Source organism: Aromatoleum bremense (assembly GCF_017894365.1).
Taxonomy (GTDB): Bacteria; Pseudomonadota; Gammaproteobacteria; order Burkholderiales; family Rhodocyclaceae; genus Aromatoleum; species Aromatoleum bremense.
In genome coordinates this window covers 2,732,915-2,756,867 of the sequence record NZ_CP059467.1, presented here as the reverse complement: position 1 = coordinate 2,756,867, position 23,953 = coordinate 2,732,915, and the positions used below count along the sequence as shown (strand labels likewise).

Below are 23,953 nucleotides of genomic sequence, written 5' to 3'. Positions count from 1 at the left end.
TCACCGCGCCGGCGGGCCGGGCGGCACGCCCCACTGCGAACGCAGCGAACGATAGCCAGGGTGCTTCGGGTTGAGCGCGATGGCGCGCTCGATATCGGCCACCGCCGCTGCGCTTGACCCCTGTACGCTGTTTAGCAGGGCACGGCCGTAATAGGCAGCATGGTGAGGTTTCTCGGCCAGCAATTCGTCCAGCAGCGGCCCAGCGGCGGCCAGGTTCCGCATTCCGAGATGCGCCATCGCCAAGCCGAGGCGGACGGCGTAATTGCGCGGATCGTCGCGCAGCAGCGCCTGGTATTCCCCAACGGCGACGTCGTAGCGCCGGATTTGCATCGCTGCGTCCCCGCGCAAGGTGCGTGCGTGAGTGCGCAGCTTGTGATCGGAAGCCTTGTCGATCGCGAGATTGAGATCGTCGATCGCCCCCTCGAATTTGCCCATCATAGCTCGCGTGGCGCCCCGGTGATAATAGAGGCCGAACGTGCGCAAGCCCTGCTTTTCAGCGGCGTCGAAAGCGGCGACCGCCTCCGGGATCTTCTTCTCGATCTGGAGGCTGACGCCCATGTTGAAGCGCGACGAACCGAATGACTCCCCGAGCGATTCGGCGCGTGCGAAGTCGGCATAGGCGAGTTGCGGGAGATCGTTTTCGAGGTAGTACGTCCCGCGGTTGAGGAAGGGGCGCCAGCGTCCGACCGCATTGGCCGGCGCCTCGGCGTCGATTTTGTCGACGGCATCGGCCCACACTGTGAGGCTGCTCCTGAACGTCGTCACACGCTCGACCGACAGGCCGATCAGCACCGTCGACACCGCCAGCCCGACCAGGTAGACGACCGTCGTCCTTGTGCCGACGAACAGCAGCATGACGATGCCGGGAATCGCAATCGCCCACAGATAACTGCGGTACAGCACGAACGGATCCTGTATCCATACCGTGGAAAACTCGGTCGCGAACAGGATCAACGGCACACTCAGGCACAAGCCGAGGAAGCGCAACGGCCCCTCGCGACGGAACAGCAGATAGGCCGCCCCCAGGATCAGAGCGGCGAAGCCGATCGCGCCGAGGACATGAGGAAACGCGCCGAACGCGAGCGGAAATGGCGGCCGCAGATCGATCGACATCCACTGCACGTTGGGCACCAGCCACAGGAAGCCGTACTGGAAGAAAAGCGTCGCCTGATTGACGATGCTCAACGGATAGGTGCGGGCTTCTATAGCGGGGTCGATCGCCTTCAGCTGGGCGACAAAGGTCCGCGATAGTTCGTCGAAGGCCACGCCGACGATCGAGCCGTAGATGCTGGACAGCACCGCCGCGACGCCCGCCGCTGCAAGAGCGCCGACCGCCGCGATCAGCCCAAGCTGCTTCGCCGTTGGACGGCGCAGGAATACGTATAACGGCACCCCAAGCACTGGCGCCATCAGCGCATGCTCCTTGGACAACACGGCGGCGAGGTAGCACAGCGCGGCGCCCAGATAGTTCAGCCTGCCCTTGCCGACGATGCCCCTGGCAAAGAACAGACAGGACAGGACGACGAACAGCGTCGCCATCAGGATCGAACGCTGGATCAGATAGGCAACCGCGTAAACCGCGACCGGATTGAAGGCGAAGACGGCGACGCCGACGAACACGGCAGCATCGCGCGAGGCGGCGAAGCGCGTTTCCGCGGCCAGTTCTTCAGGCCATTTCACCTGCGCGGCAAGCAGTCGGTATAGTCCCAGCAGCGACACGGCCACGCCAAAATGGACGATCAGGTTGACCACGCGCTGCTTCCACCAGCACTCGCCGAACAGCGCGTTCACCCAGACGAAGGAGCCATAGGAAAGCAGCCGCTGCTTCAGGCTCAGCAGGCTGCCGTAGCCGTCGAGCAGGGCCTCACCCGCATCGAATCGCCCATCGTCGAAGACGAGCTCGTTTTGCAAACCCGGCACATAGATGAGCAACACCCCGGTCAGCAATGCGGCACACCAAAATAGCCACTGCCGGTGGCTCTGCAGATTCCCGCTCACAACTACGTGTGCCTCACCGCTCGAACACGACATCTTTCTGTACTGCTCCTACCGATAACTGCGGAATGTTTACGGGAAAGACCAATGTGCTCAGTTGGTTAGAAATAGACCGCTCTTTGCCTATGGCTTCTCATCTATTCAGGCGACAAGCCCTCGGCCGCAATAATGATCATCCAGCACTAGTCCGCGCAGCACTGCGTCCTCTGCCGACGAAAGCCGATCGACAAAGGTCTCAAACAGCGCCATCGCGAGTTGAGGCGGAAAGCGGAAATCAGGTAGGAGTCCTTCGCGAACTGTCATCACATCCTCGACGAACTCAAGAGCTCCTGCCCTTACGTCGGCTCGAACGCCTGACGTCTCCCGCTCTTCTCGTGTCAGCACGCGAAATTCCGGTACCAGCGCCCCACCTTCGCCCACCCCGTAGCGGATCACTTGAGGATCGTCCGAACTCAGCAGCTTCTCGGCAAAAAAACTCCGGCGAATAAACAGCGGCGCACCTTCCCCCTGTGCGGCGCGATGACAAAAACACCCCTCCGCCCGGACGTCGAAACGAGCTTCCATCGATTCGGTATTCAAGAAAGTTGCCATGTAATATCCGTTGACCCCTCCCCCAAGTAGGGCATTCAGGCGATGCTGGATGGTGCCCGAGTATCCGATGTCCACAACCGTAGTTGCACTGGTACCGCTCACACCCTGTTCATTTAGATAGGCTACCAAGCCCCGTCGCTCAAGTTCGGCTTGACGCAATATCGCCGGTAGCAGTGCATCCAGCAGCGGTCGCAGCGCATCGATATCGCCGTCGCGAATATCCACGGGCTTCCCCTTCCGCCATAAGCCTTGCTCGAACAGGCCGTCCTTCTCCACTTGCGTCAGTTCGAGACCGAATCGCTCAAGCAGATAGTCTTTCAAGGAAGCCGGTCCAAAACTTGTGCGAGCGATAAGCAATACATCCTCGATCGACTTGATCGCAGGCACGTTCACTGCGCGCCGTGAAAGCACCAGATATGAGGAGGATGGCGCGTGCTCCATCCCGAGGGCGACCCGGTCGTAGACCAGTTTGAGGAATTGCCCCTCGCGTGCCAAAAAATGCAGCCGCTCGACTCCCTCCTGGGACGCCCGATCGAGTAACCACTGTGTAAAAGCCAACACCAGCGGCCCGGCAACAGCATATCCGATGGCGCGAGCATCCGGCGCTGGAATAATTGCCTCGGGATCGAAGCGGTCGTGGAACACCCGGCCGAAAAACTTCCGCACTATCAATCCCAAACCGATATTTGCATCGAGAGAGCCACCGTGTTGCACCTCATCAATCAACGGTGCCAGCCGTACTGTCCCCCGCGCCAACTCGACTGGCCTAAGCATGTGCAACGTTCGCATGCCCCGATCCCCGGGTATCTGCAGATCGGAACGTTCATTGTCACCCACCACCATCACTTCACCGACCTGGACGCCCCAATCCTCAAGGATATAGTCATAGAGCCTCCCGGTATCCTTGCGCAGGCCGATCTCCGACGAGACATAAAGCTTGTGCCAACCGGTAATGCCGTGTTCGGCGAGCATTGTCGCAATGCAGGCGGCCGGCAGATACATGTCGCTGGCAAGAACGACCGTCTTGCCGCAAACCAGCGCGTGTTGAAGTAACTCGGGAGCTCCGGGGCGAGGCAAAACAGCGGCAGTTTCCGCCGCCAGCTCCAGTGTTTTCAAACGTAAAGTCGAAGGCTCATCCAGATCTGCAAGTCGTGCCAACTCACAGAATATGTGATGCAGATCCACGTCACGCCCTGCGCGCTCGCGGGTGCAACGCTCAGCCTCCGCTCGCCAAGCGAGATATTTTTTTCCCCAGCGGTACACCGGCTTGACGAGCAACAACCGCTTTCAGTTGTTCCGGATCCAGTAGCGGTCGAACGAGCAGGGTGTCGAAAACATCGAAAATTATCAGCTTCAATTCCGGCATCGCCAGCATGTCCTCGCTGACCGTACGTCCGCGATGCAAATATTGATCGAAGCGCCAAGGCGACCAGCTTGGAGTGGTGGCGTCCCTCAGTATCGCCATGCGGCGCCCCGAACCTCGGGCGACAACTCCCAGCAGCCGCTCAATAGTGTGTGCGAGTGTGCCGTCCAACTGGCCCGCTTCAGCGTCGAAATCCTCGAGTGTCAGACCGACGTCAAACAATGGCCGCAGCGCATCCATGCGGGCCCAGAACATCGAGCCAATCGGGAAATCGAAGTAACCCGACGATGGCGCACGCACGCCGAGCCGGTGAGACCAAGCGACACCGCTCGCGCGATTCGCAAGCCACGTGCTGCCCGCGTAGGGAACCTTGGAGTAGTTCTGCGGGAAAACCATACCCGCATCATCAACGAGCAACCTGAAAATGCGGCGTATGCATCCCTCGCTGCCCAACAGAGATGAAAGCAGATAGTCCCGCCAACCATCGGTCGCGCCCTTATTGTAGAGTGACTTTTTGGTATGGATATGGGCGATAAAGTCGTAGGTCTTCAGCTCGCCACCGAAAGCACAAAACATCGGGGCGAGATCCCGCCCGCGATTGGGCACCACCTCGACCCGAAGTCGCCCCATGCACGGCAAACGCGCAAATGCACTACGGCAGGCGCCCATTCCTTTCTCATTCGCGACTGACACGAAAAGATCATACGGGTAAGGCATGTTGCGCAGGCGGGCCGCGAATTCCTTGGCCAAATCAGGGTAATAAACATGCGCATGAATCGCGATTCGCCCGGGAGCCTGTTGCAGCGGCGCGACGTTGCCAAGTTCAGTCAGGCGGGAAGGGCCAACCGCCGTATTCTGGCTACCGCCAGGTAAACGCTGCTGACGCCATATCTCGTAGTGGCCGATTCCCCGAAACAATCCGCCTGCGTGGCGATAAGAAAATTCGACTACCGACTCTCGCCATCCAGGGGGCAAGCGCCAATACACTGCTCGCCCGACCGAACGCAGGCGCCGCTGCAAGACTGTCCTGCTGATCATCATTGACATTCTTTCAACTCCCACGCCGCCACCAGGCCTCGCATAGCGTCGGTCACCGTGCGGTCGAATGTTAAATCAGGCTGTGAAAGCGGCCACGAATTCGGCCACTGCATGTTCACTGCCAAAGCGCTCGCGAACAAGGCGTGCTGCGGCGACGCGCGGGGTGAACGGCGCACGGGTCCACAGCAAAAGACGAGATAGTGCGTGCTCATCGACTGCGAGATCAAACGCATGAGTGGATGCTTGTGAACGCAAGTCATCCGCCAGCGAACCGCCGAATTCCACCGCAACCGGCAGTCCTGCCGCGAGCGCCTCGAGCACGCCGGCGTCATGGACCCCACCATGCCGGCAGCCGAGGTAGGCATCGGCTGCGAGCAGCCACAGCTCGAATGCCTCTTCATCGATGAGGAACAGGCGGCGCAACGCGATCGGGACACCGACTTCATTCCAGTGACCCCGCAACCATTCCGAATCTCGTCCGCCGATCCACACGAAGCAGTAACCGTTGTTTCGCTCGGCGAACTCCATTGCAACGCGGGCAAAACGCAGCAGGCCTGAGTGCGCATCTGCCCGGCCGATGCCGACAATAATTCGCGTTTTATCCGGAACACCAAGCGCCTCGCGCAGGCGAACACGTTCTGCTTCTCGTAAATGATTACGTGTCCAGTTCCCGACCAACGGAAATGGCGTAACTTTCGCTGGCGGCAGTTTGATGCCAAACGCCTCATTCAAACTGTATGCGATCGCAGCTGAAGGCACCACAACATGTTCCGGAAGCCTGTTGTCAACAACATCCAGCTGCTCACGAACGTCAACGGGGCCTTCCAAACAGATCGATTCCGGCACGAACTCCTGTCCTGAGTTCGGGACGATCACCCCCACTGACAAACTCACCCCCATGCCCAAGTCCATTCCTGCCAGCATGGGATCAGTTAGCTCCACAACTGGAAGGCCGAGTCGGCTTCCAAGCCAATCTGCTCGCCTACGCGCAAGCGCGTCCCCGTGCCTAAACGCAATCACCCGCGCCGGAGAGCTCTTCTCGTTTGGCACCTGCTCATCGTGCGCCGTTGGACCGCACGATGGTGTGACAGGCGCCTCTTGGGACAGGGACGCAGATGAGCACGGCACGCGATATGCCTTACCGGTAATGATCTCGCGCGCTGCGCGTAACGGTCGCGTCAAGCGCCACGAAGTGGAATCGAGCAGTGCGTCACGATAGGTCTGGATTTCGACCAAATGCAGTTCGAGGCGGACCACTTCCGTATGAGCTGCTTGTAGCGCCGCCTGAAGCGAATCCCGTTCCGCTTCGAGGCTGAGATTGCGCCCCGCGGCTTCTGCCTCCAAGCGTTGGAGGCGTTCGCACTCCGCTCGAAACCAGCGCTCCCGTACTTGCCGTTGCTCGATCGCTTCTGTGAGCGCAGTCACCATCCTTCCTGCTGCCTTTACCGGACGAACGACAGTCACCTGCTGGAACAGCACGCGATAGTCCGACACCATCTGCGCCGCGACGCGCACTGGTTTCGCACGCAGGACGTCGCGGACATGCGCAAGTGCTTCTGGTTGTGCCGCAAGTGCACGCAACCGGGCGATGATTTCATCGGCACAGGGCTCGACAAGGAATCCGCTTGTCCCGTCCTCAATTCGCTCAAGGAACGCTCCAAGTCGAGTCGCGACCACAGGCACTCCCAGTGCCTGCATTTCACTCAACGTATAGCTGAACGTCTCCGGCAATATGGACAACAACAGCGCACAGTCCGGTCGAAATTCCGCGACCCTTGCGGCCAGTTCGGCGTTTGTGTAATCGGGCACGACATGGACATTTTCCATCTCTGCGAAGGGCGCGCCGAATTCTCCGCTCCCGAGCAGCAGGATCTCGGCAAAACCGGTCAGGACAGACAACACCTCCTGGAGTAGATGGAACCCCTTGTGCAGTGACAGGCGTCCGGGAACCAACACCCGCAGTCGGCGCGAACCTTCCAATAATTCAAGCAGATCATCGGGGATGATGGTGGGCTCGACCGGCACTCCACCGAGGCCGTGCGGAATCAGCATCACTTCCTTGTCGCGCAACACCGGAAAAAGCGTCGCATAGCGTGAATACACTGTATGACTGGGGGCAGCGACGCGCACCAGATCGGATTTCAACTTGCCTGCATACTCCTCGCGCAGTGCCTGCCATTCGTCCGTATCATCGTGATGCCAGAAAACATTGAAGGCGTTCGTCCCGAGACAACGTTGCAGCAAAGAGCGATCACAACTCTGGCAAGCGCCGTCAAACCAAGCGAACAGAGCCGGGCAAAACGGATAAAAATCATGCAGTACAACAATAGTGGGGCATCCGGTATCGAGGGCGTCAAGCGAGTGCCCGATCAATGAGGAGACAATCACCGCCTCGACGCCGAATTCAGCGACGATACCGTCCAGGATCGCCCGATAGGGGCCGTGCGAGACCGTAGTGGTGGCAATCGGCTGGTCCAGGTCCCAGGCGAGCACTGGTTCCTCTCCGGTCAGGACGTCGAGCAGTTCGAGGCGCACGCCCGCCTCATTGCGCCATGTGCGCGAATGCAGCACGAGGTTCCACCCCTGATCATCGGCATTCGCGAAATCGCGAACCCAACGATCGACGCCACCGCCCCAACTATGCGATATATGCAGCACCACTGGCTTGCCGCGCCTCGCGTGGGGCCGCTGCGCCTCAGGCTGACTCTGCTCGGCATCCGAGACGACAAATGGCACGTTGTCGGAGCCCCGCACAGCTTGCTCCGTCGCAAGCGCCGCCACCTCCCCGGCACCGGCTTTACGCCGCGCCTCGTCGATCGCTTGGCGCAGGTCATGCAGCGGATCTGCAGCAGCAAACGCAGCCACGCGGTCATTGTAGTCGGGGTGCACTTCAAGCAGCGCCCGTTCTGCCCGCTTCATTAGCTCGTGCCGTTCCTGACCGAAGCTCACCCCTCCTCGGTGATAGACGAAGGTGTCCGCACAGAGCACATTGCGCCAGCCGGCCTTAGCCGCTCGCAGCGAGAAGTCGTTCTCCTCGCCGTAGCCCCGTCCGAAGCGCACCTCGTCGAAAAGACCCAAGCTCTCGAGCGCCGTCCGCGGGATGTACATGCAGAAGCCGATTGCGGTCGGCAGATCTGCTATAAGCCCCCTATGAACATGCGCAAACAACCGATCGAGTCCCGCTAATCCAAGGGTTCCCGGCACCTCACCGGTCCAGCCGTCGAACGGATACGAACAGATCGTCGCATTGTTGGAAAACGGCGTTACCGTTGCGATGTTCGACGCGGACCGCGCACATGCGGCGATCCGGTCCAGCCAGTCGTTCGCCACCTCAGTGTCGCTGTTGAGCAGCACTACGTCGCGTTCCGGGTGCAGCGCCATGGCACGGTTGACCGAACCGACGAATCCGCGATTGCTCTCGTTGCGCAACAGGTGGATACGGCCCGCCGCTGCCAGCGCATCGACCAGCGCCACGACTTCCGGCTCCGGGGAGCAGTCGTCCACGACGATCAGTTCGAAACGTGCCCGCGCACTGCAGCCCAGCACGGACTCCAGGCAGCGGCGCGTTTCTTCGGCACCGCGGAATATCGGCACGATGACATCGATGATGTCCGCCCCCGCACCTGCGGAGCCACGCCGCTGGATCTCGCTCTCGGCGTCGGAGCCGACGTGTTTATCGTTCACTCTCGCTTCCTTGCTGCTGTTACGCTCACGCGGGCTTGCGCACGCGGATCACCGCGTTGTCGTCCCATGCCCAGGTCTGATTGACCGCCCACAGGCTGCGCACCGCTCCCTCCAGTTCGTCCACCCGTGACTGCAGTCGCGCAGTGTACTCGTGCTGCACCGCAACGTGCTTGGTGAAAGCATTCTCGAGTCTGCGCAGCGCGGCCGGAGAGATGATGCCGAAACGCCTCAGCATCCGCTCCGTGCGCCCGGCCGGCTCCACCGGAAATGCAGGAGAAGGCAGCGCAGCGGGCGGATTCGGCACCGTTGCGGCAGCATTCAGCGGCGGCTGCCAGGCAAACGGAACCACTTCGCGGCCATCGGCGCGGTGACTATGGAATTCGGGATCGAGGCCATAACCGCGGCACATCAGCTCGATCAGGTCCGGATGATAGAAGCGCACATGTTCCGGGTCGCGCCAGAAACCCAGCAACTGACTGCGGATCGATTCGGGGTCGGGAAACACGAACACGGCCACGCCACCGGGACGCAGCGCGTGCGCGATGAGGCCGATCAGCCGGTCCACTCCGGCGATATCGAGGTGTTCGACGAAATGCGAACAATAAATGCCATCAAACCGGCCGCCGGCGTCGGCAAGGTAGTCGAGCGCATCACTCTCGTCGATGTCGAATCCCAGGCCACGCGCATAGCGCACCGAGGCGGAATCGCGCTCGACGCCTCGCGCGGCAATGCCCCGCTCGCGCAGGATGTCGAGAAACACCGCGGTCCCGCAGGCCACTTCCAGCACCTCGCTGCAACCGTCGAAATGTCCCGCGAGCGGCAGTTGCATGCGGTATAGCAGGCCGTGATCGCGCAGGCCGAAAGCATAGTGGGCATAGCCGGACACCGTACTGCCCGAGGAAGCCACCGCAGGCAACGGCTGAAGGGCCTGGAGCGCCTGTTCCAGGCCCGCCGCGAGCGCAGGCGCCCGGGCGGGAAATGTTTCGCGGAAAGCGACATCGGCCGCCTCGTCACCATTGACATAAATGCCCGAGGCCAGCGCAACCACGTCGGCCAGCCACAGCCGCGCGCGCGTGCCTGCCGCCGGCAGCGCCACACCGGGCACGCGCATCAGCACCGGATAGCCGAGCAGCGCGCCGACACGCACCATGTCCATGCTCGCACCGGTCACACCGTCGATGACGATCACGTCCGGGCGATGCACCAGCAGTTCGTCGGTGAAATAACGGTTCGCCAGTTGCTGCTGGAAATCCGCACCCAGCGCTCGCCAGCGCGGATGCACGCTGAGCCGACGAACGCCGTCGAGATGGCAATCACCGACGACGAACTCATCGGTATCGGCGTCGAAACGCAGCGCGATGCGACGCTCATCGACGCCGCGCACTGGCGCGATATCGAATCCTCCCTCCACCACCACTCGCAGCAGGCGCAAAATCGGCCTTGACGCGGCAGTCATCGCAACCCCTGGCGTGCGCTACAGGACATCGGCAAAACCACTGCGCAGGCGACGGAACACCGCATGACCGACGAGTAACGCGCCCGCTGCGACGAGCCACCACAGCAGCAGCTCCTGCCATGCCGGCCAACGCCCGAAAATGAGTATGCCGCGGAACATTTCCACGACGTGGGTCATCGGGTTGAGCCACAACAGGTGACGATAGCTCTCGGGCACCGCGGTGATCGGGTAGAACACCGGGCTCAGGAACATCATCGCCGTGGTGATGAAACCGGTCACCTGGGCGACATCGCGCAGGAATACCCCCAACGCCGCAACCAACCACGACAACCCCACCAGCACCAGCAGGAAAGGCAGCAGCACCAAAGGCAGGGCGACCACCGAAAGTGGCGGCACACCCATGCTGACACCGACGAAGACCAGCAATACCACCAGTGAAAAAGCAAAGTGCAGGCACGCCGCGAGCACCGCCACATAGCTCAGGATCTCGAGCGGAAACACCACTTTCTTGACGTAATTGACGTTCTCCAGGATCAGCATCGGCGAGCGGTTGAGTACATCGGCAAACAGCGAAAATACCGATACCCCGCAAAACAGCACGGCGGCGAACATCGCCTTGCTGTCGCCGACTCCGCCCCAGCGCACCTGAAAGACCACACCGAACACGAAGGCATACACCGCCAACATCAGCAGCGGCGCCAGCACGAGCCAGATGGCGCCAAGCGAAGAGCCACGATAGCGGCGCACGATCTCGCGTCGCGTCATTTCACGCAGCAGTTCCCGATGCCTCCAGGCCAGCCCCACCGGCCGCAGCACGCGCAGCGATGCAGCCTCAGCCATGGCACACTCCGGCCATTGCATCGGCCTGCTCCACTTCCCGGTTCTGGTCGTCATGCACCACCTGAAGCTGGATCGACGCCATCGGCACGCCCAGCAATCCGTGCGTGACATGCGACGCGACACAGCGAATCACCAGCGCATCGTGCACCCAATGATGCTGAACGTGATGCTCCTGGGTGCCAGCGGCAATGCCCACGCTGATCGCGTATTCGCCCGAAGGCAGGTAAGGCAGACGGAAGGCGAAGCGTGCTGCGCCCTGCATGCCGGCCTCGAATACCGGAGTCGCATCCAGGCACGCCAGGTAGGTATTCTCGCCGAACAGCACTTGCCCCAGGCGATCCTTGAACATGAAGCCGACGATGAGATCCGCCGCTTGCGCGAACGCTTCGAAACGCACTTCGAGCATGACCTCCTCACCGCCCACCAGCCAGGCAAGGGGGCGCTCGGCATGATCGCGGATGCCGACCCAGTTCACCCTCACATGCCCGGTACCGAAACCTCGCGCCTCGGCGTCGAAGGGCAAGACCTCCAGATCGTTGCGCAGGTTCGAATGGATCAACAGGTCGCGGCGGGCGTCGTGGGCGAGGAGTTCGCCCCCCGTCGCCGGCCGCGCCATGTCGCTTCCGGCGCCGCCTTCGTTCGGACGCAGGCCGGCGACCTCTTGGCGCTCGGCATAGACCGCTTCCAGATAAGCTTCGGTGACATCCTTGGCGGTCCCGGCCATGCGCAGCGAACCGTGTTCGAGCCACAGCGCGCGGTCGCACAGGCTGGTCACCGACGGAATATCGTGGCTCACCAGCAGCAGCACGCCGCGCGAACGGAATTCGCGCAGAAAGCGCATGCATTTCTGTGCGAACAGCGCGTCGCCCACGGCCAGCGCCTCGTCGACGATCAGAACATCGGCATCGACGTGGGCGACCACCGCGAACGCCAGGCGCAGGAACATGCCGCTGGAGTAGTGCTTGACCGGCTCGTGGACGAAATCGCCGATCTCGGCGAAAGCCAGGATGTCGGCCAAACGAGCATCGATCTGCGCCCGGGACAGCCCGAGAATGGCGGCGTTCAGGTATACGTTTTCGATCCCGGTGAAGTCCGGATTGAAACCGGCACCGAGTTCGAGCAGCGCGGCGACCCTCCCGCGCACCTGCACCTGCCCTTCGGTCGGATCGAGCGTGCCACACAACAATTGCAGCAGCGTGGACTTGCCGGCACCATTGCGCCCGATAATGCCGATGGCCTCTCCCCGGCGGACGCTGAAACTCAGGTCGCGCAGGCTCCAGAAGTGCCTGGCCCGCCGATGCGGGCCGCGCCACAGCAGATCGAGCAGGCGGTGATGGGGCGCGGTGTAGGTTTCATAGCACTTGCCCAGGCCGCGCACCCGGATCACTTCGCCGTCAATAGTGCTCATACCGATGAGGGAATCGCCCTTCCGAGCGACCTCCACGATTACTTTTCAGCCGCGCGGGCGTGCGCCTTGAAGTCGAGCGGCTTGACCAGCGCCTTGATCGCGTCCTGATCCACCTCGATGCCGGGCAGCTTGCCGATGCGGCCGTACTCCTTACCGATTGCCATGCGACGGTACTTGAGCGTCTCGTCGCGCACCAGCTTGTCCTTGACCTGTTCGAATGGAACCGAGCCCTCGGGCTTGCGCTCCACCAGGCGGATCACGTGGAAGCCGAACTGCGACTCCACCGGCCCGACAATGTCGCCTGCCGCCTTCAGACCGAACACCGCATCCTCGAATGGCTTGACCATGCTCCCGCGAGCAAAGAAACCGAGGTCTCCGCCATTGGCCTTGCCGGACGGATCTTCAGTGAATTCCGCGGCGAGTTTGCCGAAATCCTGGCCATCCTTCTTCGCCTGCGCGGCGACCTGCTTCGCCAGCGCCAGCGCCTCTTCCTTGCTGCGCCCTTCGCTCTTGATCAATACATGCTGCGCCTTGATTTGCTCGGGCTGGGCGAACTGTTCGGGATGCGCGACGTAGAACTCACGTGCAGCCTTTTCGAAATCGGGCAAATCCTGGCCGTTAATCAGATGATCGAGCTGGACCTGGGCCGCCGCACGCTCAGTAGAGGCATCGATTTTCCAGCGTTCGCTCGCCTCGAGCGTGCGGGCACGCGCCTCCTCGGCAAGTTTGCGCACGGCGAACAGTTGGGCAACGAAATCGCGTAAGCGCTTTTCACTTGCCATCAGTTCGGCACGCCCCTGCTCCGGCACAAAATTCTCCACCGCCAGTTGGACATCATGACGGGTAATCGCGGTCTCGCCCTGGCGCACCAACACTTCGTCAGCAGCGTGTGCAGTTATATTTGCAAAAACAGCCGAAAGAAGCAGAATAACGTACTTTGTTTTCATACAAAACGCTCTCAATATCGAGAATAAAAAAAGCAGGCCGAAGTCGGCCTGCTTTTTATGCAAAAAAACCAGATCAGCCACCTTCGAAATAGAAACCACAATTCGAAGTGCTGGTGCATGTCGTCTTGCCATTAAGATCCTTGCTCGCCGCATTAATGTAATACACGGCATTCGGATCAAGGCGGCAAGTGAGGTATTTGTTCGCCGTCGGATTATTCACAGCAAGTTGCACGCTCGTGCTTTCGGTCGCCTGGCGATAGCAACCTAGATCCTTGTCTGAAAGACTCACGTCACCCGGCACTTTCGATACCACCAACAGCTTGGATGAAGTTGCACCCGACATCGCCGTGGCAATAACACGATTGAAGTACGTTCCTGAAGCCGGAGTGGTGACTTTAAAAGCGTAAACCATCGTCGGCGCCGGTTTGAACGAAAGGCGGCTCTGTACCTTCGTAGGCAGCGGCGTATCGACGCAAGTCAGGGTATCGGATGCAACGCACCCTACCGAACCGCTCGGGGGAGGGTCGGTCGGGTCGGTCGGGTCGGTCGGGTCGGTCGGGTCGGTCGGGTCGGTCGGGTCGGTCGGGTCGGTCGGGTCGGTCGGAGCCGTTCCTCCCGATGCAACAACCTCCACATTGCCGGCACTGTTGATATTCAGGGACTGAAGGGTATAGGTCGTACTCTGTCCATCAACCGAAAGCGTCAGGCTGGCAGCATACGCCGTCGGGAACGCAACGGCTCCCAGTGCGGCGGCAAGGACAAGACGTTGCATAATATTCCCCCCTTCGAATTCGACATTCGAATTTTAACACCCAAAAACAAAAAAACACCGGCCTTTCGGCCGGTGTTTGCACTACAAATTGTAAGACTGAACTTAGTCCACCGTCGGCAGGGTGATGGAGCGCACGCCCTTGTGCACCGAGCTGCCACCGTAGTTCGACATCACATTCACGCCCTCGACTTCGAGGGTGCCGTTGGTGAAGGAGGACAGTGCAAAGCCGATCACCGGCAGACCAGCCACATTAACGCCTTCAAGAGAAGTCACGCCAGTGTCAGCCGCGGCGCTAATGAAACCGATATCCATCCAGCCGGCATTGAAGCCAGCAGCCAGTTCGATCTGCGCGTTGGTGAACGCAGCACCCAGCAGGCCACCCTCTCCACCGTTGTCGACGATCGAGATGGTATTGACTTCATTGCACAACGCAGCTTCTTGAGTTTCCGGCAGCGGCGAGAAGTCGCCTTCACCCACTTCGGTCTTTTCTTCACGGTTGTAGTAGGTGATGCCGATGGTGTCGCAAGATTGCGACTTGTCGGTCAGCCACTTCTGGCTGAACGGTGCACGAGCAACCGTGTCCGTACTAGTGCTCAGAACACCCGGATTGACGTAGAAGCGCTTGGTCGGGAAAGTGATGACCCAATCGGTCATCGCATCGAAGTCCAGGCCGACGACGTAGTCGTTGATCACGTTGGTACGGGCCAGAACGGCGGACACGGAGTCGACCGCTGCCGAGGCGAACGTGGCATTCACGACCTGATTGCCGTTCAGGATATGAGCTTCGCCGGAAGCGTTGTTCAGGCTGGGGGTGGTGGTGCCGGTAGCGGTATGGCTAGCGAGATCCGCAAACCAGAAGTCATCCAGCGCAACGGCATCGACCGTGGTGGACAGGCCGGCATCGACGTTGATCAGGGTGTTGAAGCCGTACAGACCACCGCTAGCCGGCAGCAGGGTAACGGTGTCGGCAAAAGCGCGAACGGTCGCGCAGTTAGTCGGCACGCCAGCCGAGGTGTGGGTAGCGGCAGCAGCGACGGTGGACGGAAGGTCGCCCATCTCGATGATTTCGAGATAGCCTTCGCGGGTACGCGCAGCGGCGTTCACCGAGTCGTTCCTGAACAGCGTGGTACGGAAAGCTTCCGGCGTGGTCAGCTGGCGGGGCGCGATGCACGAGGTGTCCTGCGAGCTGATCTGGGCACCGGTCGCGGTACGGGTGATCACGCCGGTCCACTCGTCCTTCGGCGACAGATAGAGGTTGAAGTCGAGCACTTCCTGGCTGTTCTTGCCTTCCAGGAAACGGACCTTCACGGCCTTGGCGCTGTCGGTGGTGTTAACTACGTGCACATACGTGTCATAGCCGTCCTGCACGGTGTAATACGGGTACAGCAGAACCTGACCCAGTCCGTCCGGGTTAACGTGAACGGCATGCGCCGAACCAACCACGCCCAGACCGGCAACCACGGAAGCAAGAAGTTGTTTCTTCATCGCGAAATCTACCTTTTGATTGAAATGAAACTGCCGTCAAACCAAGTCACCCAACCTGCATTCGACTACGTGCCTGGCTTACGCCCGATAAGTTTCTCATGACGTACCTTTTGAGCGCAAGGCGCAACCTGCAATGCCATCATAGCAAACGCTCTGTAACCGTTCGCAAGCATTTTGATGTTTTTTTCATCATGCAAGTGCCGTTCCTGTAGACCATGTTGCATATTCACAACACTAGCGCGCCTGGAACAACCACCACTCACCCTCCACCCGCACCCAGCGCTCCGGCACGACGCGCTCGATGAGGCCTTTCGGCGCTGCCTTTATGCCACGAGGGCTGTCGTACGCCGCCTCCATCTCGACCTCGCAGGCATCCGCCGAAGGACATTCGACTTTCAGCACGCGGGCGGTGCGGAAACTCGCACGAGGCGGGCGGGAGCGGATCCAGTTCTCGTAATTCACCATATCGCGGTAGGACGGCGTGAAGAAACCGTAGGCTGCCTTGAAGTCTCTGGCGATCAATGCGTCGAAGCGTGCCTGGGCGCGCTTCGCCACTGCTTCTTCTGGCGTCGACGGAGTGGCGGTAGCGCAGGCGGCCAGGAGAGCGAGCGGCAGTAGCGCAGCAAAGGCCCGTCTGGGGAAGCGAGGGTTCACGGTGGGTATTCTCCTTCTGATTATTCGGGGCCGGCACCCACGTACGTGCTCAGGATGCGGGCGGGGGGGGGGGCGGGAATCTCTTCGGGCGCCGGCGGCATGTTCTTGCCGGTGCCCGGGTCAGCTTCGAAGCGCTCCCAGCCAGGCAGGACACTCAGGCCTTCCATGCGCCGACGCATTTCAATGCCAAGTTCACGCACCTGCTGGTCGCTTTGCACCACCCGGGGAGTGATCATGACCAGCAGTTCGGTGCGCCTGACGACATCGCTGGTCGTGCCGAACAGCGGGCCGAGGACCGGGATGTCGTGCAGCCAGGGCACGCCCGTTTTGCCGTTGGTGTCCGAATCGCGGATCAGGCCGCCGAGGATCACGGTTTCGCCCGTGCGCACCGCGACCTTGCTCGCTACCTCGCGCTGATTGAAGCTGCGCTGGCCGGTCGCATCATCGACTGCGCCGACGTCGGTGACCGACTGCTTGATGTCCATCGCGACCATGCCGCCCGCGTTGGCCGACGGCGTCACCTGCAGCATTACGCCAGTGTCCTTGTACTGGATCGATGTGCTGGTGGTGCCGCCGTCGGTCACGGTTTGCGTCGAGCGGATCGGCTGCTGGTCGCCGACGTGGATGACGGCGGTGTGATTGTCGAGGACCATGACGCTGGGGCTGGAAATGACGTTCACCAGGGATTTCTGCGCCATCGCGTTGAGCACTGCCCGCACCTGCCCCGCGGCATTGGCGATGCTGTAGGAAAAACCCGGCACGGTACGGCCGAGGGTTTCGCTGGCGCGGTCGGTGAACAGGCCGCTGCCGCGATAGTCGCCACCCAGTTTGCCTTCGAAGAACCATTGCAGGCCGAACCTGGTTTCATCGCTGAGGGTGACTTCGAGAATGCTGGCCTCGATCAGGACCTGGGTGGGAGACAGGTCCAGGCGGCGCAACGCGGCTTCGATCTTGCGATATTCGGAACCGGGCGCATAGACCAGCAGCGCGTTGTTGAACTCGTCGGCCACCACCCGAACCAGCGGACCGAGCGAGAACTGCGTCGTCGCTGGCGTTTGGCTGCCGTCGTTGCGGCCGACGTTGTTAAGCGCCTGCGACATCATGCCCGAGCCACCAAGGCCGGTGCGCCCGCTGGACGACAGCCCGGGCGCCACGCCGCTGTCGGTCGGGGTGCGCGCCGCGCCCGCCTGCCCGCCGCCGAACACTGCGCTGAGCAGGCTGCCCAAGTGCTGAGCCGAGCCATTTTGCACCGGATAGACGTAGAGCTGCGGTTCGGCACCACCGTCCGTCGGGCGATCGAGTTTCTCGATCCACTCCTTCGCCTGCTGCAGATAATGTGCCCGCGGAGTGACTACGAGCAGCGCATTCAGGCGCTCTATGGGCAGGATGCGCACCACGCCGCCGAGCGGACCGAAAGAGGGCAGCTGCCTGATTTCGGCCGGCGCCTGCTGCTGACCCTCGCCCCGCGCAGCAGGTGCCGCAGCCGCAGGCGCGCCGGTCACCGCGCGCAGCGCGGCATCGACTTCCTTGACTGACGCATATTCGAGCGGGAACAGGCCCACCGACATACCCTTGAGCATATCGACGTCGAAAATATTGACGAAATCCAGCCAGCCTTCGATCTGGTTGCCCGAGCCGGACAGAATCAGCAGATTGCGCAAGGTATCGACGCGCACGAAGGCCTCCGCGGGCGCCACCGGACGAAGGATGTCGGCCATTTCGGCCGCTCCGACGAACTGCAGCGGCACGACCACCATCCCTTGCCCGGCGGGGAGGGCCTTGACATTGACCGGCGAGACCCCCAATCCCCTGAGCAGTTCGGGGCGGCCGACGTGATACAGCCCCTGCGCATCGCGCGCGAGTGTCAAGCCGTTTGCGGCCAATACCGATTCGAGGATCGACAGAACTTTATCCGGCGGCACCGACCCCTGGGTATGAATCGTGACTTCGCCGCCAATGGGCTGATGCACCGTGTAATCGAGCTTGAGCAGATCTCCGAGAATGGCATGGACAAAGTCGGTGACGGGAGCCTGCTCAAACTTGAGCGAAACTGCCCCCCCTGTGGAAATATTGACCGCTTTCGAGGCCGGCAGATTGATCACGCGGTCGTTGCCGGTAAGCAGGGTGGGCTCGCGGCGCGGGACGGCTTCAGTTTCCGCTTTTTTCGCTTCGCCCCCCCCTTTCGCTGCAGCCGGGGCCGTTTTCACCCCAGCTTCGGCGGTTACGCCTGCCGCCTTGGCAACCGCCTCCTCCTTCACCGCGCCGCCAGAGGCACATCCGGCAAGGAGAACAGCAACGCTGCCGAGCACGATAAGACAAACGCGAAAAAATGGCTTGCTGGTTGACATGTCGATGGGGGTCATTTTTTTTCGAGCCCGAGCCGGGCGGCACGCCGCTCGGCGAGGCGTTGCGCAAGGGAGCCGCCGCCACGTTTGGCCGGGGCAGATGCGGCAGCGGGCGGGGCCGGGGTCGCCGGCGCTGCCTCGGGTGCCGCCCGGGCGGCGGAAGGTTCCGGCGATGGCTTGCCATTGTCGGCAGCGGCAGGCTGGGCGCCGCCGGCGACAGGGGCGGCACCCCTGCCTGGCAGCACGGGGGCCGACAGCCGGGCAGCCAGAGGCTGGGCCGCGTGCTTGAGTGTGAGCAGGCGCCGCTGCCCCCCTTGAATAAAGCTTGCTTGATTGCCGTCGAGGGCGCCCACCGTCCACGGCCCGAAGCTGTCCCCCTGCTTGAGCCGGCTGACTTTGTTGTCGGCGCGCAGCATCAGATGTTTGTCTTTGCCGACGGTGAAAATGCCGAGCAGCAACACGTCCTTGAGCGGATCGGGTGTCAGCGGCGCTTCGACTGCCGCAACCTCCGGCGGAGGCGGCGGCCGACGCGTCTGGGCAAAGACGGGACGATCGAGTGTCTGCCTCAGGGCAACGAGATCGGTAATTTCGCGCTCGATCTTTTCTGTCTGCAGGGATGAAGGATCGGGCCGTTGCGCCGGGGGCGGCGTCCAGTTGGTGCCTCCTACAGCCCACGCTGCCCCGACAGCGGCGAGCAGCACTGCATCGACACCGAGCAGAACGGAGAATGTCGTCGGCTTCACGGTTGGAGGTGCAACACACTGAGATCGAGTTGCCCCACCAGCCGCTCTTCAGGTTGCGGATCGCCGCGACGCGCACGGGGCACCGAGGCGCTGACTTGGAGGTTATCGACGAGAATCACCGGCGTTTCGCGGTCAAACCCTGCCAGCAGGCTACGCAGGCCTTCGAGATTACCATCGACCGTGAGCTTGAGCGGAATCTGGGTGAAGCCGGCATGGGTGCGTGCGGGCAGGATCTGGCTGCCGGCAACCCCCAGCCCCGCAGCTTCGGCAAGCTGACGGATGCGCTGCTGCATGTCCGTGCCAATACGTGCCGCATCAGTGCCGGCCGGATAGGCGTAGCGGGACAGATCTGCACCGACGCTGGCCAAGGAGGCCTGGACCTGCGGCCCTACTTCGCGCAGACCCAGCAGGCGGGCGTAACGCGGCTCGATCGACGCCATCGTGTCCTGCGCCCAGAAGAGCTTGCCCATCAGCAAATATGTCGTCAGGACAAGCATCGCCAGCGCTGCGCCCAGTACGCTCGCCACGACGAAACGACCATCGCGCCCGGGAAAATGCGTGTCCACGACAAACTTCACTGCACCTTCTCCTCGCTGGGGATGACGAATTCGATGACGAAGTTCTCCTTATTGGAACCTGCTGCGCGTGAAATAGGGGACGGCGCACGTACATTCCGGAACGGCGAACTCGGCGCACCGAGAATCTTCATCAGTTGGGCGGCATCGGCCGCTTGCCCCACGATACGCACCTGTCGTCCCTGTACTTCCAGGCGACTGAGGAAAGCGTCGTCAGGCAGGAGCTGCGTAATGAGTTCAAGCAACTGAGGCAGTTCCTGCCGTTGCTCCAGGTGAGCACGCAGCGCACGCGCACGTTCGTTGCCAACTGCAAGTGCGTTGCGCGCCCCCAGCAGACTGGCGACTTCGGTCTCGAGCGCCGCATACTGGCGCTGTGCATCGAACACGCGCTCGCGCGCCTGCAGCACCGGCGTCACTGCCAATGCGAACATGAGCACGAAGGCACCGGCGAGCGCGAGCAGGATGCGATTGCGGGCGACATGCATGCGTTTCAACCGGCCATGCTCGCCATAACCCTGAAGCACGATCGGAGCATCCGCCACAGCCCAGATTTCAGGTTCGGCACCCGCCAGCCGCGCCTGCTCTTGTGCGAGCGCCGTCCTCACATGCGAACGCGCGGCAAGCGCCAGGCGCACCCGCACTTGCGCGCCCGCTGGTTCGGCGCGCCATCCCCACACGGTTTCATCGGGGGGGAACGGACTGACCGCAAGGACTTCGAGTTCGACCGCCTGGCGCAATTCGTCGCCGGCAAGCCGAGGCAACCTGAATTCGCGCAGCAGCACGCTGTCTTCCGGCAGCACGACGGCCAGCGCCGCCGCTTCGGCACCTGCCGGCGCCGGTGTGGCCGATGCACCCAGACGCAGCGCTTCACCACCGTCCGGCATCAGAACCCGGATCGCCTCCTGCGGCGTCAGCCAGGCCAGCGACGGCCACTGAAAAGCTTCATTCCAGCCATTGCGCCAGACTTGGCCAATCCTGCGCAGATCAAAGCCGAACAGGCTCGGATTGCCGGCCTCAAGCGCCATGCCCGTCCTCGCTCACAAAGCTGCGCACCGGTTCGACGTGCATGCTGCGCCATGGCAGCCCGGCCGGTCCCTCGGCGCCGAGGTCGACCCAGCGCGCGCGCGCCAGCGTGCGCCCGCCTTCGCCGGGGTAAAACGCCTCAATGTAATAAACGGTGCCGGAAGACGACAGAATATGCTCCTGAGTGAAAGCGGTCGTGTCAATCGAGGGTTCCTTCGCATCGCGCGCCGCCGAAAAAGCATCCGCGACTGCGGCGTCGCCCTGGGCAAGCACCCTCAGCACGCCCTTTGAAGCTGCAAATGGATCCACGCCCGCCGCACCGGTTTGTGTCGTCACAAAATTGCGAACTTTATCATAGATATCAAAACTGACCCCGAGCACCTGGAGCAGGTCTTCCGGGATATCGAAGGGACCGCCCCGCGTGCGAAAAGCCACACCCGCGGCTTCGTAGGCCGGGTTCTCGGCACCGAGCGGCAACGCATCCTCGTCCGGGTCACGCCAATCGGCAATACGCTGCGCCAGCAGTTCGGCATTGTCGGCATCGAGGCCGGCGCCGAATACAAACAGGTCGCGCAGCAAGGCTTCCGGTGCGCCGTTCAGGTCCACAAAACCGCCCCCAGGCGACACGCGCACAACAAGCTGCCGGCCATCGATGGTGTAGCTCAGGGTGAGCCGACGGTCGATCGTGCCCGTAGCGAACTTCAATTCGCGCGCGGCGAGTTGGATAGCCGCATCGCCATAAGCTGCGGCCTCAGCGAAGCCCCGCGCACTTTGCGCCCCGCGCACTTCACCCCGGGACGACGCGGCCAGGCTCATGGCGAATATCGACAGCGCGGCCACCACCCACATCACCGCGACCAGGGCCATGCCCGCAGCACCGCGCAAGGACAGGCAACCGACGACTGCACCGCGCCTCATTGGGCACGATCCATTGCCGTTGTATTCACATCGAGGCCCGGCTCGGCCGCCAGCACCGGGACGATGAGGTCCGGCCAGCTCGCTCCACCGATCCGCAACTTGAAGGCGACGCGCCCCGGCAGGACGGCGGCATCGCTCCAGTTGTCCTGCCAGTCGCTGCGCCCCAGGCGCTGATAGGCGACGGAGAACGAATCGAGCCGCCGCACCAGGATGCGGGCGGGTTCGGTCACCCAGTCCGGGCGAGCATCCGGATCGGCTGCAAAAGCCTGCGGGGGGGGCACGAACGGCACCAATTGCAGCACCAGGTCGAAGCCTTCCTCCTCGGACCGAACCGATAGCCGCAGCCAGTGCAGCCCACCGACCCCGTGACGGGCAGGCATCGGCGCAAGCCATTCGAGCGCTTGGGGCTCGCCGAGGAAATCCGGCACTTCGGTGCCATCGTCGAGTTTGCGTCGGTGCGCAACCGACGCCTCACCGACGATCTGGCGAAGGAAGCCACTGACAAGGCGCATATCATCCGTGCGCTCGCTGCGTGCCTCGAGGCGGGAACCGGATTCACCGAAAGTGCGCAATGCCGCTACCAGCGCCAGCATGACCAGCGACAGCAGGCTGAGCGCGATAATGATCTCGACCAACGTAAAGCCGCGCGCCGCCCGCTGCCGCTTCATCGCCCCCCTCCGGCATTGATATCGATGATCGCCGGGTCGACTTCCGGACGCACAGTGACGAGGCGAAAACGGCGCACGGCGCCGCGATCTTCCCAACTGACTTCGACCTCGATGTTTTGCAGCGTCCAGGCATCGGGATGCTCATCGAGCGGTGGCACCGGTGCGGTGCGCAGATGCCAGTCGAAGCCGTCGGCGATGCCCGACACATCCAGACCTCCGGGCGGAACCGAATCGTACCGGGCGAGGATGGACTCGGCGACGAGGACGGCACGCACGTGCCGTTCGGCCTCGCCTGCCGCACGCATGCTACCGCCCAGGGCCTGATAGAGCACGCCCAACGCCAGCGCCATGATGGAAAACGCGACCAGCACCTCGATAAGGGAAAATCCGTGCTCACGAATGCTACGGTGCACGACATTCATCCACCCAGCGGCTCCTGAGACACCCGCCCGAGCAGCCAGTCGACGCGCAGGCGCAGGCCGTCTCCGGACGGACGTTCGAGCTCGATGCTGCCACCGGTCGCACTGCCGTCGGGATAAAAGCGGATCCCGGCGCGCTCGCCGGCAGCAATTTCCGTGTCGGCAACGATCGCGCGCACCTTGAGTTTTTCCGGGATCTTCTCTGCAGGCTCGGCGCCGACACCGAAGCGATGGCCCTCGAGGTCTACGGTAAACACGGCCGCCTGCCCGCTGCGGACCGCCTCCAGACGTGCGGCCTTGAGATCCGCCAGCATGTTCCGCACGGTCGAGCGGTATTCCATCGCGTCGTACATGCGACCCAGCGCGGCCGGCAGCACGCCGAGCATGACGGCCGCGACGGCGAGCGCCACGACCAGCTCGACCAGGGTAAAACCCGCCCCCCCGCCACCCGGACCGCCGGGAGGTGTCACTGCCAGTTGCCGATGTCCGCGTTCTCGCCCTCGCCTCCGATCGCGTTGTCGGCGCCGAGCGAGAAGATATCGATATCGGTGCGCTTCCCCGGGCTCTCGTAGTGGTAGCGATTGCCCCACGGATCCTTCGGCACTTCACCCTTCTTCAAGTATGGGCCATTCCAGCCGGATGCTGACCCGGGCCGGCTGGACAGTGCATCGAGCCCTTCGTCATTGCTCGGGAAACGGCCGACATCGAGCTTGAAGAGTTCGGCAGCCTGTTCGAGATCCTTGATCTGCACCGCGGTGGTCTTGCTTTTCGCTCCGCCCAGCTGCCCGAGTACGCGCGGCCCGACCAAACCAGCCAGCAGCCCCAGGATGACCAGCACGACAAGGAGTTCGACAAGCGTGAAACCAGTGGCCGACGAATGGCGGGGACGATGGATCATGTGCAACGAAAACATTTACGGGAACCTCAAAAAAAGCGATGGGACGACATTTTTGCCCTGTCGATCGCACGGCATTCTAAACCGGGCGAAGACGAACAGCTGAGGCTTCTGCGATGAATTAGCATTCAGGC

20 protein-coding genes are annotated in these 23,953 nt (G+C 62.2%); all 20 read right to left on the bottom strand.

All coding sequences use genetic code 11. From position 1 onward, the window contains the following. The 20 genes from pbN1_RS12980 to gspG all read right to left on the bottom strand — a co-directional run bounded on the left by pbN1_RS12980 (position 1) and on the right by gspG (position 23,837). A complete protein-coding gene (locus pbN1_RS12980; RefSeq protein ID WP_169204232.1) occupies positions 1 to 1,998 on the bottom strand; it encodes a tetratricopeptide repeat protein in 1,998 nt (665 codons plus the stop codon). Between the two features lie 138 nt (positions 1,999 to 2,136). After that, positions 2,137 to 3,771: a hypothetical protein gene (locus pbN1_RS12975; protein WP_210147494.1), complete on the bottom strand. Its 1,635-nt coding sequence runs from the start codon at positions 3,769 to 3,771 to the stop codon at positions 2,137 to 2,139. A 31-nt stretch (positions 3,772 to 3,802) separates the two neighbouring features. Next, positions 3,803 to 4,996, bottom strand: coding sequence for a rhamnan synthesis F family protein (locus pbN1_RS12970; protein ID WP_210147493.1), 1,194 nt, complete (start codon positions 4,994 to 4,996; stop codon positions 3,803 to 3,805). Positions 4,997 to 5,062: 66 nt separating this feature from the next. Further along, the gene (locus tag pbN1_RS12965; RefSeq protein ID WP_169204025.1) at positions 5,063 to 8,671 is read right to left on the bottom strand and encodes a glycosyltransferase; all 3,609 of its coding nucleotides are present in this window, start codon (positions 8,669 to 8,671) and stop codon (positions 5,063 to 5,065) included. 25 nt (positions 8,672 to 8,696) lie between these two features. Next, complete coding sequence (locus pbN1_RS12960) at positions 8,697 to 10,127, bottom strand: class I SAM-dependent methyltransferase (RefSeq protein WP_169204024.1); 1,431 nt, start codon at positions 10,125 to 10,127, stop codon at positions 8,697 to 8,699. Positions 10,128 to 10,145: 18 nt separating this feature from the next. Then, a complete protein-coding gene (locus pbN1_RS12955) occupies positions 10,146 to 10,967 on the bottom strand; it encodes an ABC transporter permease (RefSeq protein WP_169204023.1) in 822 nt (273 codons plus the stop codon). Next, complete coding sequence (locus pbN1_RS12950) at positions 10,960 to 12,375, bottom strand: ABC transporter ATP-binding protein (RefSeq protein WP_211161535.1); 1,416 nt, start codon at positions 12,373 to 12,375, stop codon at positions 10,960 to 10,962. The genes pbN1_RS12955 and pbN1_RS12950 overlap by 8 nt, the downstream gene beginning before the upstream one ends. A 38-nt stretch (positions 12,376 to 12,413) precedes the next feature. Further along, complete coding sequence (locus pbN1_RS12945) at positions 12,414 to 13,454, bottom strand: peptidylprolyl isomerase (RefSeq protein WP_169204021.1); 1,041 nt, start codon at positions 13,452 to 13,454, stop codon at positions 12,414 to 12,416. Continuing rightward, on the bottom strand, positions 13,396 to 14,094 hold the full coding sequence (locus pbN1_RS12940) for a hypothetical protein (protein WP_169204018.1): 699 nt from the start codon (positions 14,092 to 14,094) through the stop codon (positions 13,396 to 13,398). Before pbN1_RS12940 ends, pbN1_RS12945 begins: the two co-directional genes overlap by 59 nt. A 102-nt stretch (positions 14,095 to 14,196) precedes the next feature. After that, positions 14,197 to 15,579 carry a hypothetical protein gene (locus tag pbN1_RS12935; RefSeq protein WP_169204020.1) on the bottom strand — a complete coding sequence of 461 codons (1,383 nt, stop codon included), beginning with the start codon at positions 15,577 to 15,579 and terminating at the stop codon, positions 14,197 to 14,199. A 234-nt stretch (positions 15,580 to 15,813) separates the two neighbouring features. Then, entirely contained in the window at positions 15,814 to 16,134 is a 321-nt protein-coding gene (locus pbN1_RS12930; protein ID WP_210147492.1) for a hypothetical protein, read from the bottom strand. Between the two features lie 119 nt (positions 16,135 to 16,253). After that, complete coding sequence (gene gspD, locus pbN1_RS12925) at positions 16,254 to 18,596, bottom strand: type II secretion system secretin GspD (protein ID WP_210147491.1); 2,343 nt, start codon at positions 18,594 to 18,596, stop codon at positions 16,254 to 16,256. Next, positions 18,593 to 19,321, bottom strand: a complete 729-nt coding sequence (locus pbN1_RS12920; RefSeq protein WP_169202780.1) for a hypothetical protein — start codon at positions 19,319 to 19,321, stop codon at positions 18,593 to 18,595. Before pbN1_RS12920 ends, gspD begins: the two co-directional genes overlap by 4 nt. Then, positions 19,318 to 19,899, bottom strand: a complete 582-nt coding sequence (gene gspM / locus pbN1_RS12915; RefSeq protein ID WP_169202779.1) for a type II secretion system protein GspM — start codon at positions 19,897 to 19,899, stop codon at positions 19,318 to 19,320. Before gspM ends, pbN1_RS12920 begins: the two co-directional genes overlap by 4 nt. Next, positions 19,896 to 20,921 carry a PilN domain-containing protein gene (locus pbN1_RS12910; protein WP_169202778.1) on the bottom strand — a complete coding sequence of 342 codons (1,026 nt, stop codon included), beginning with the start codon at positions 20,919 to 20,921 and terminating at the stop codon, positions 19,896 to 19,898. The genes gspM and pbN1_RS12910 overlap by 4 nt, the downstream gene beginning before the upstream one ends. Further along, entirely contained in the window at positions 20,911 to 21,786 is an 876-nt protein-coding gene (locus tag pbN1_RS12905; protein WP_169202777.1) for a type II secretion system minor pseudopilin, read from the bottom strand. Before pbN1_RS12905 ends, pbN1_RS12910 begins: the two co-directional genes overlap by 11 nt. A gap of 47 nt (positions 21,787 to 21,833) precedes the next feature. After that, on the bottom strand, positions 21,834 to 22,505 hold the full coding sequence (locus pbN1_RS12900; protein ID WP_169202776.1) for a prepilin-type N-terminal cleavage/methylation domain-containing protein: 672 nt from the start codon (positions 22,503 to 22,505) through the stop codon (positions 21,834 to 21,836). Further along, positions 22,502 to 22,927: a type IV pilus modification PilV family protein gene (locus pbN1_RS12895; RefSeq protein WP_169202775.1), complete on the bottom strand. Its 426-nt coding sequence runs from the start codon at positions 22,925 to 22,927 to the stop codon at positions 22,502 to 22,504. Before pbN1_RS12895 ends, pbN1_RS12900 begins: the two co-directional genes overlap by 4 nt. Next, the gene (locus tag pbN1_RS12890; RefSeq protein ID WP_169202774.1) at positions 22,924 to 23,394 is read right to left on the bottom strand and encodes a GspH/FimT family protein; all 471 of its coding nucleotides are present in this window, start codon (positions 23,392 to 23,394) and stop codon (positions 22,924 to 22,926) included. The genes pbN1_RS12895 and pbN1_RS12890 overlap by 4 nt, the downstream gene beginning before the upstream one ends. Further along, positions 23,391 to 23,837 carry a type II secretion system major pseudopilin GspG gene (gene gspG, locus pbN1_RS12885; RefSeq protein ID WP_169202773.1) on the bottom strand — a complete coding sequence of 149 codons (447 nt, stop codon included), beginning with the start codon at positions 23,835 to 23,837 and terminating at the stop codon, positions 23,391 to 23,393. The genes pbN1_RS12890 and gspG overlap by 4 nt, the downstream gene beginning before the upstream one ends. Positions 23,838 to 23,953: the final 116 nt, after the last annotated feature.

What these genes read in the sequence shown, in the direction of transcription:
- pbN1_RS12945 (WP_169204021.1), bottom strand. Translation starts at nt 13,454, where the DNA reads ATGGCAAGACGACATGCACCAGCACTTCGAATTGTGGTTTCTATTTCG.
- pbN1_RS12900 (WP_169202776.1), bottom strand. Translation starts at nt 22,505, where the DNA reads ATGAAGCGGCAGCGGGCGGCGCGCGGCTTTACGTTGGTCGAGATCATT.
- pbN1_RS12905 (WP_169202777.1), bottom strand. Translation starts at nt 21,786, where the DNA reads ATGGCCCTGGTCGCGGTGATGTGGGTGGTGGCCGCGCTGTCGATATTC.
- pbN1_RS12970 (WP_210147493.1), bottom strand. Translation starts at nt 4,996, where the DNA reads ATGTCAATGATGATCAGCAGGACAGTCTTGCAGCGGCGCCTGCGTTCG.
- pbN1_RS12910 (WP_169202778.1), bottom strand. Translation starts at nt 20,921, where the DNA reads ATGGCGCTTGAGGCCGGCAATCCGAGCCTGTTCGGCTTTGATCTGCGC.
- pbN1_RS12940 (WP_169204018.1), bottom strand. Translation starts at nt 14,094, where the DNA reads ATGCAACGTCTTGTCCTTGCCGCCGCACTGGGAGCCGTTGCGTTCCCG.
- pbN1_RS12895 (WP_169202775.1), bottom strand. Translation starts at nt 22,927, where the DNA reads ATGAATGTCGTGCACCGTAGCATTCGTGAGCACGGATTTTCCCTTATC.
- pbN1_RS12950 (WP_211161535.1), bottom strand. Translation starts at nt 12,375, where the DNA reads ATGAGCACTATTGACGGCGAAGTGATCCGGGTGCGCGGCCTGGGCAAG.
- pbN1_RS12955 (WP_169204023.1), bottom strand. Translation starts at nt 10,967, where the DNA reads ATGGCTGAGGCTGCATCGCTGCGCGTGCTGCGGCCGGTGGGGCTGGCC.
- gspG (WP_169202773.1), bottom strand. Translation starts at nt 23,837, where the DNA reads ATGTTTTCGTTGCACATGATCCATCGTCCCCGCCATTCGTCGGCCACT.
- gspD (WP_210147491.1), bottom strand. Translation starts at nt 18,596, where the DNA reads ATGACCCCCATCGACATGTCAACCAGCAAGCCATTTTTTCGCGTTTGT.
- pbN1_RS12935 (WP_169204020.1), bottom strand. Translation starts at nt 15,579, where the DNA reads ATGAAGAAACAACTTCTTGCTTCCGTGGTTGCCGGTCTGGGCGTGGTT.
- pbN1_RS12960 (WP_169204024.1), bottom strand. Translation starts at nt 10,127, where the DNA reads ATGACTGCCGCGTCAAGGCCGATTTTGCGCCTGCTGCGAGTGGTGGTG.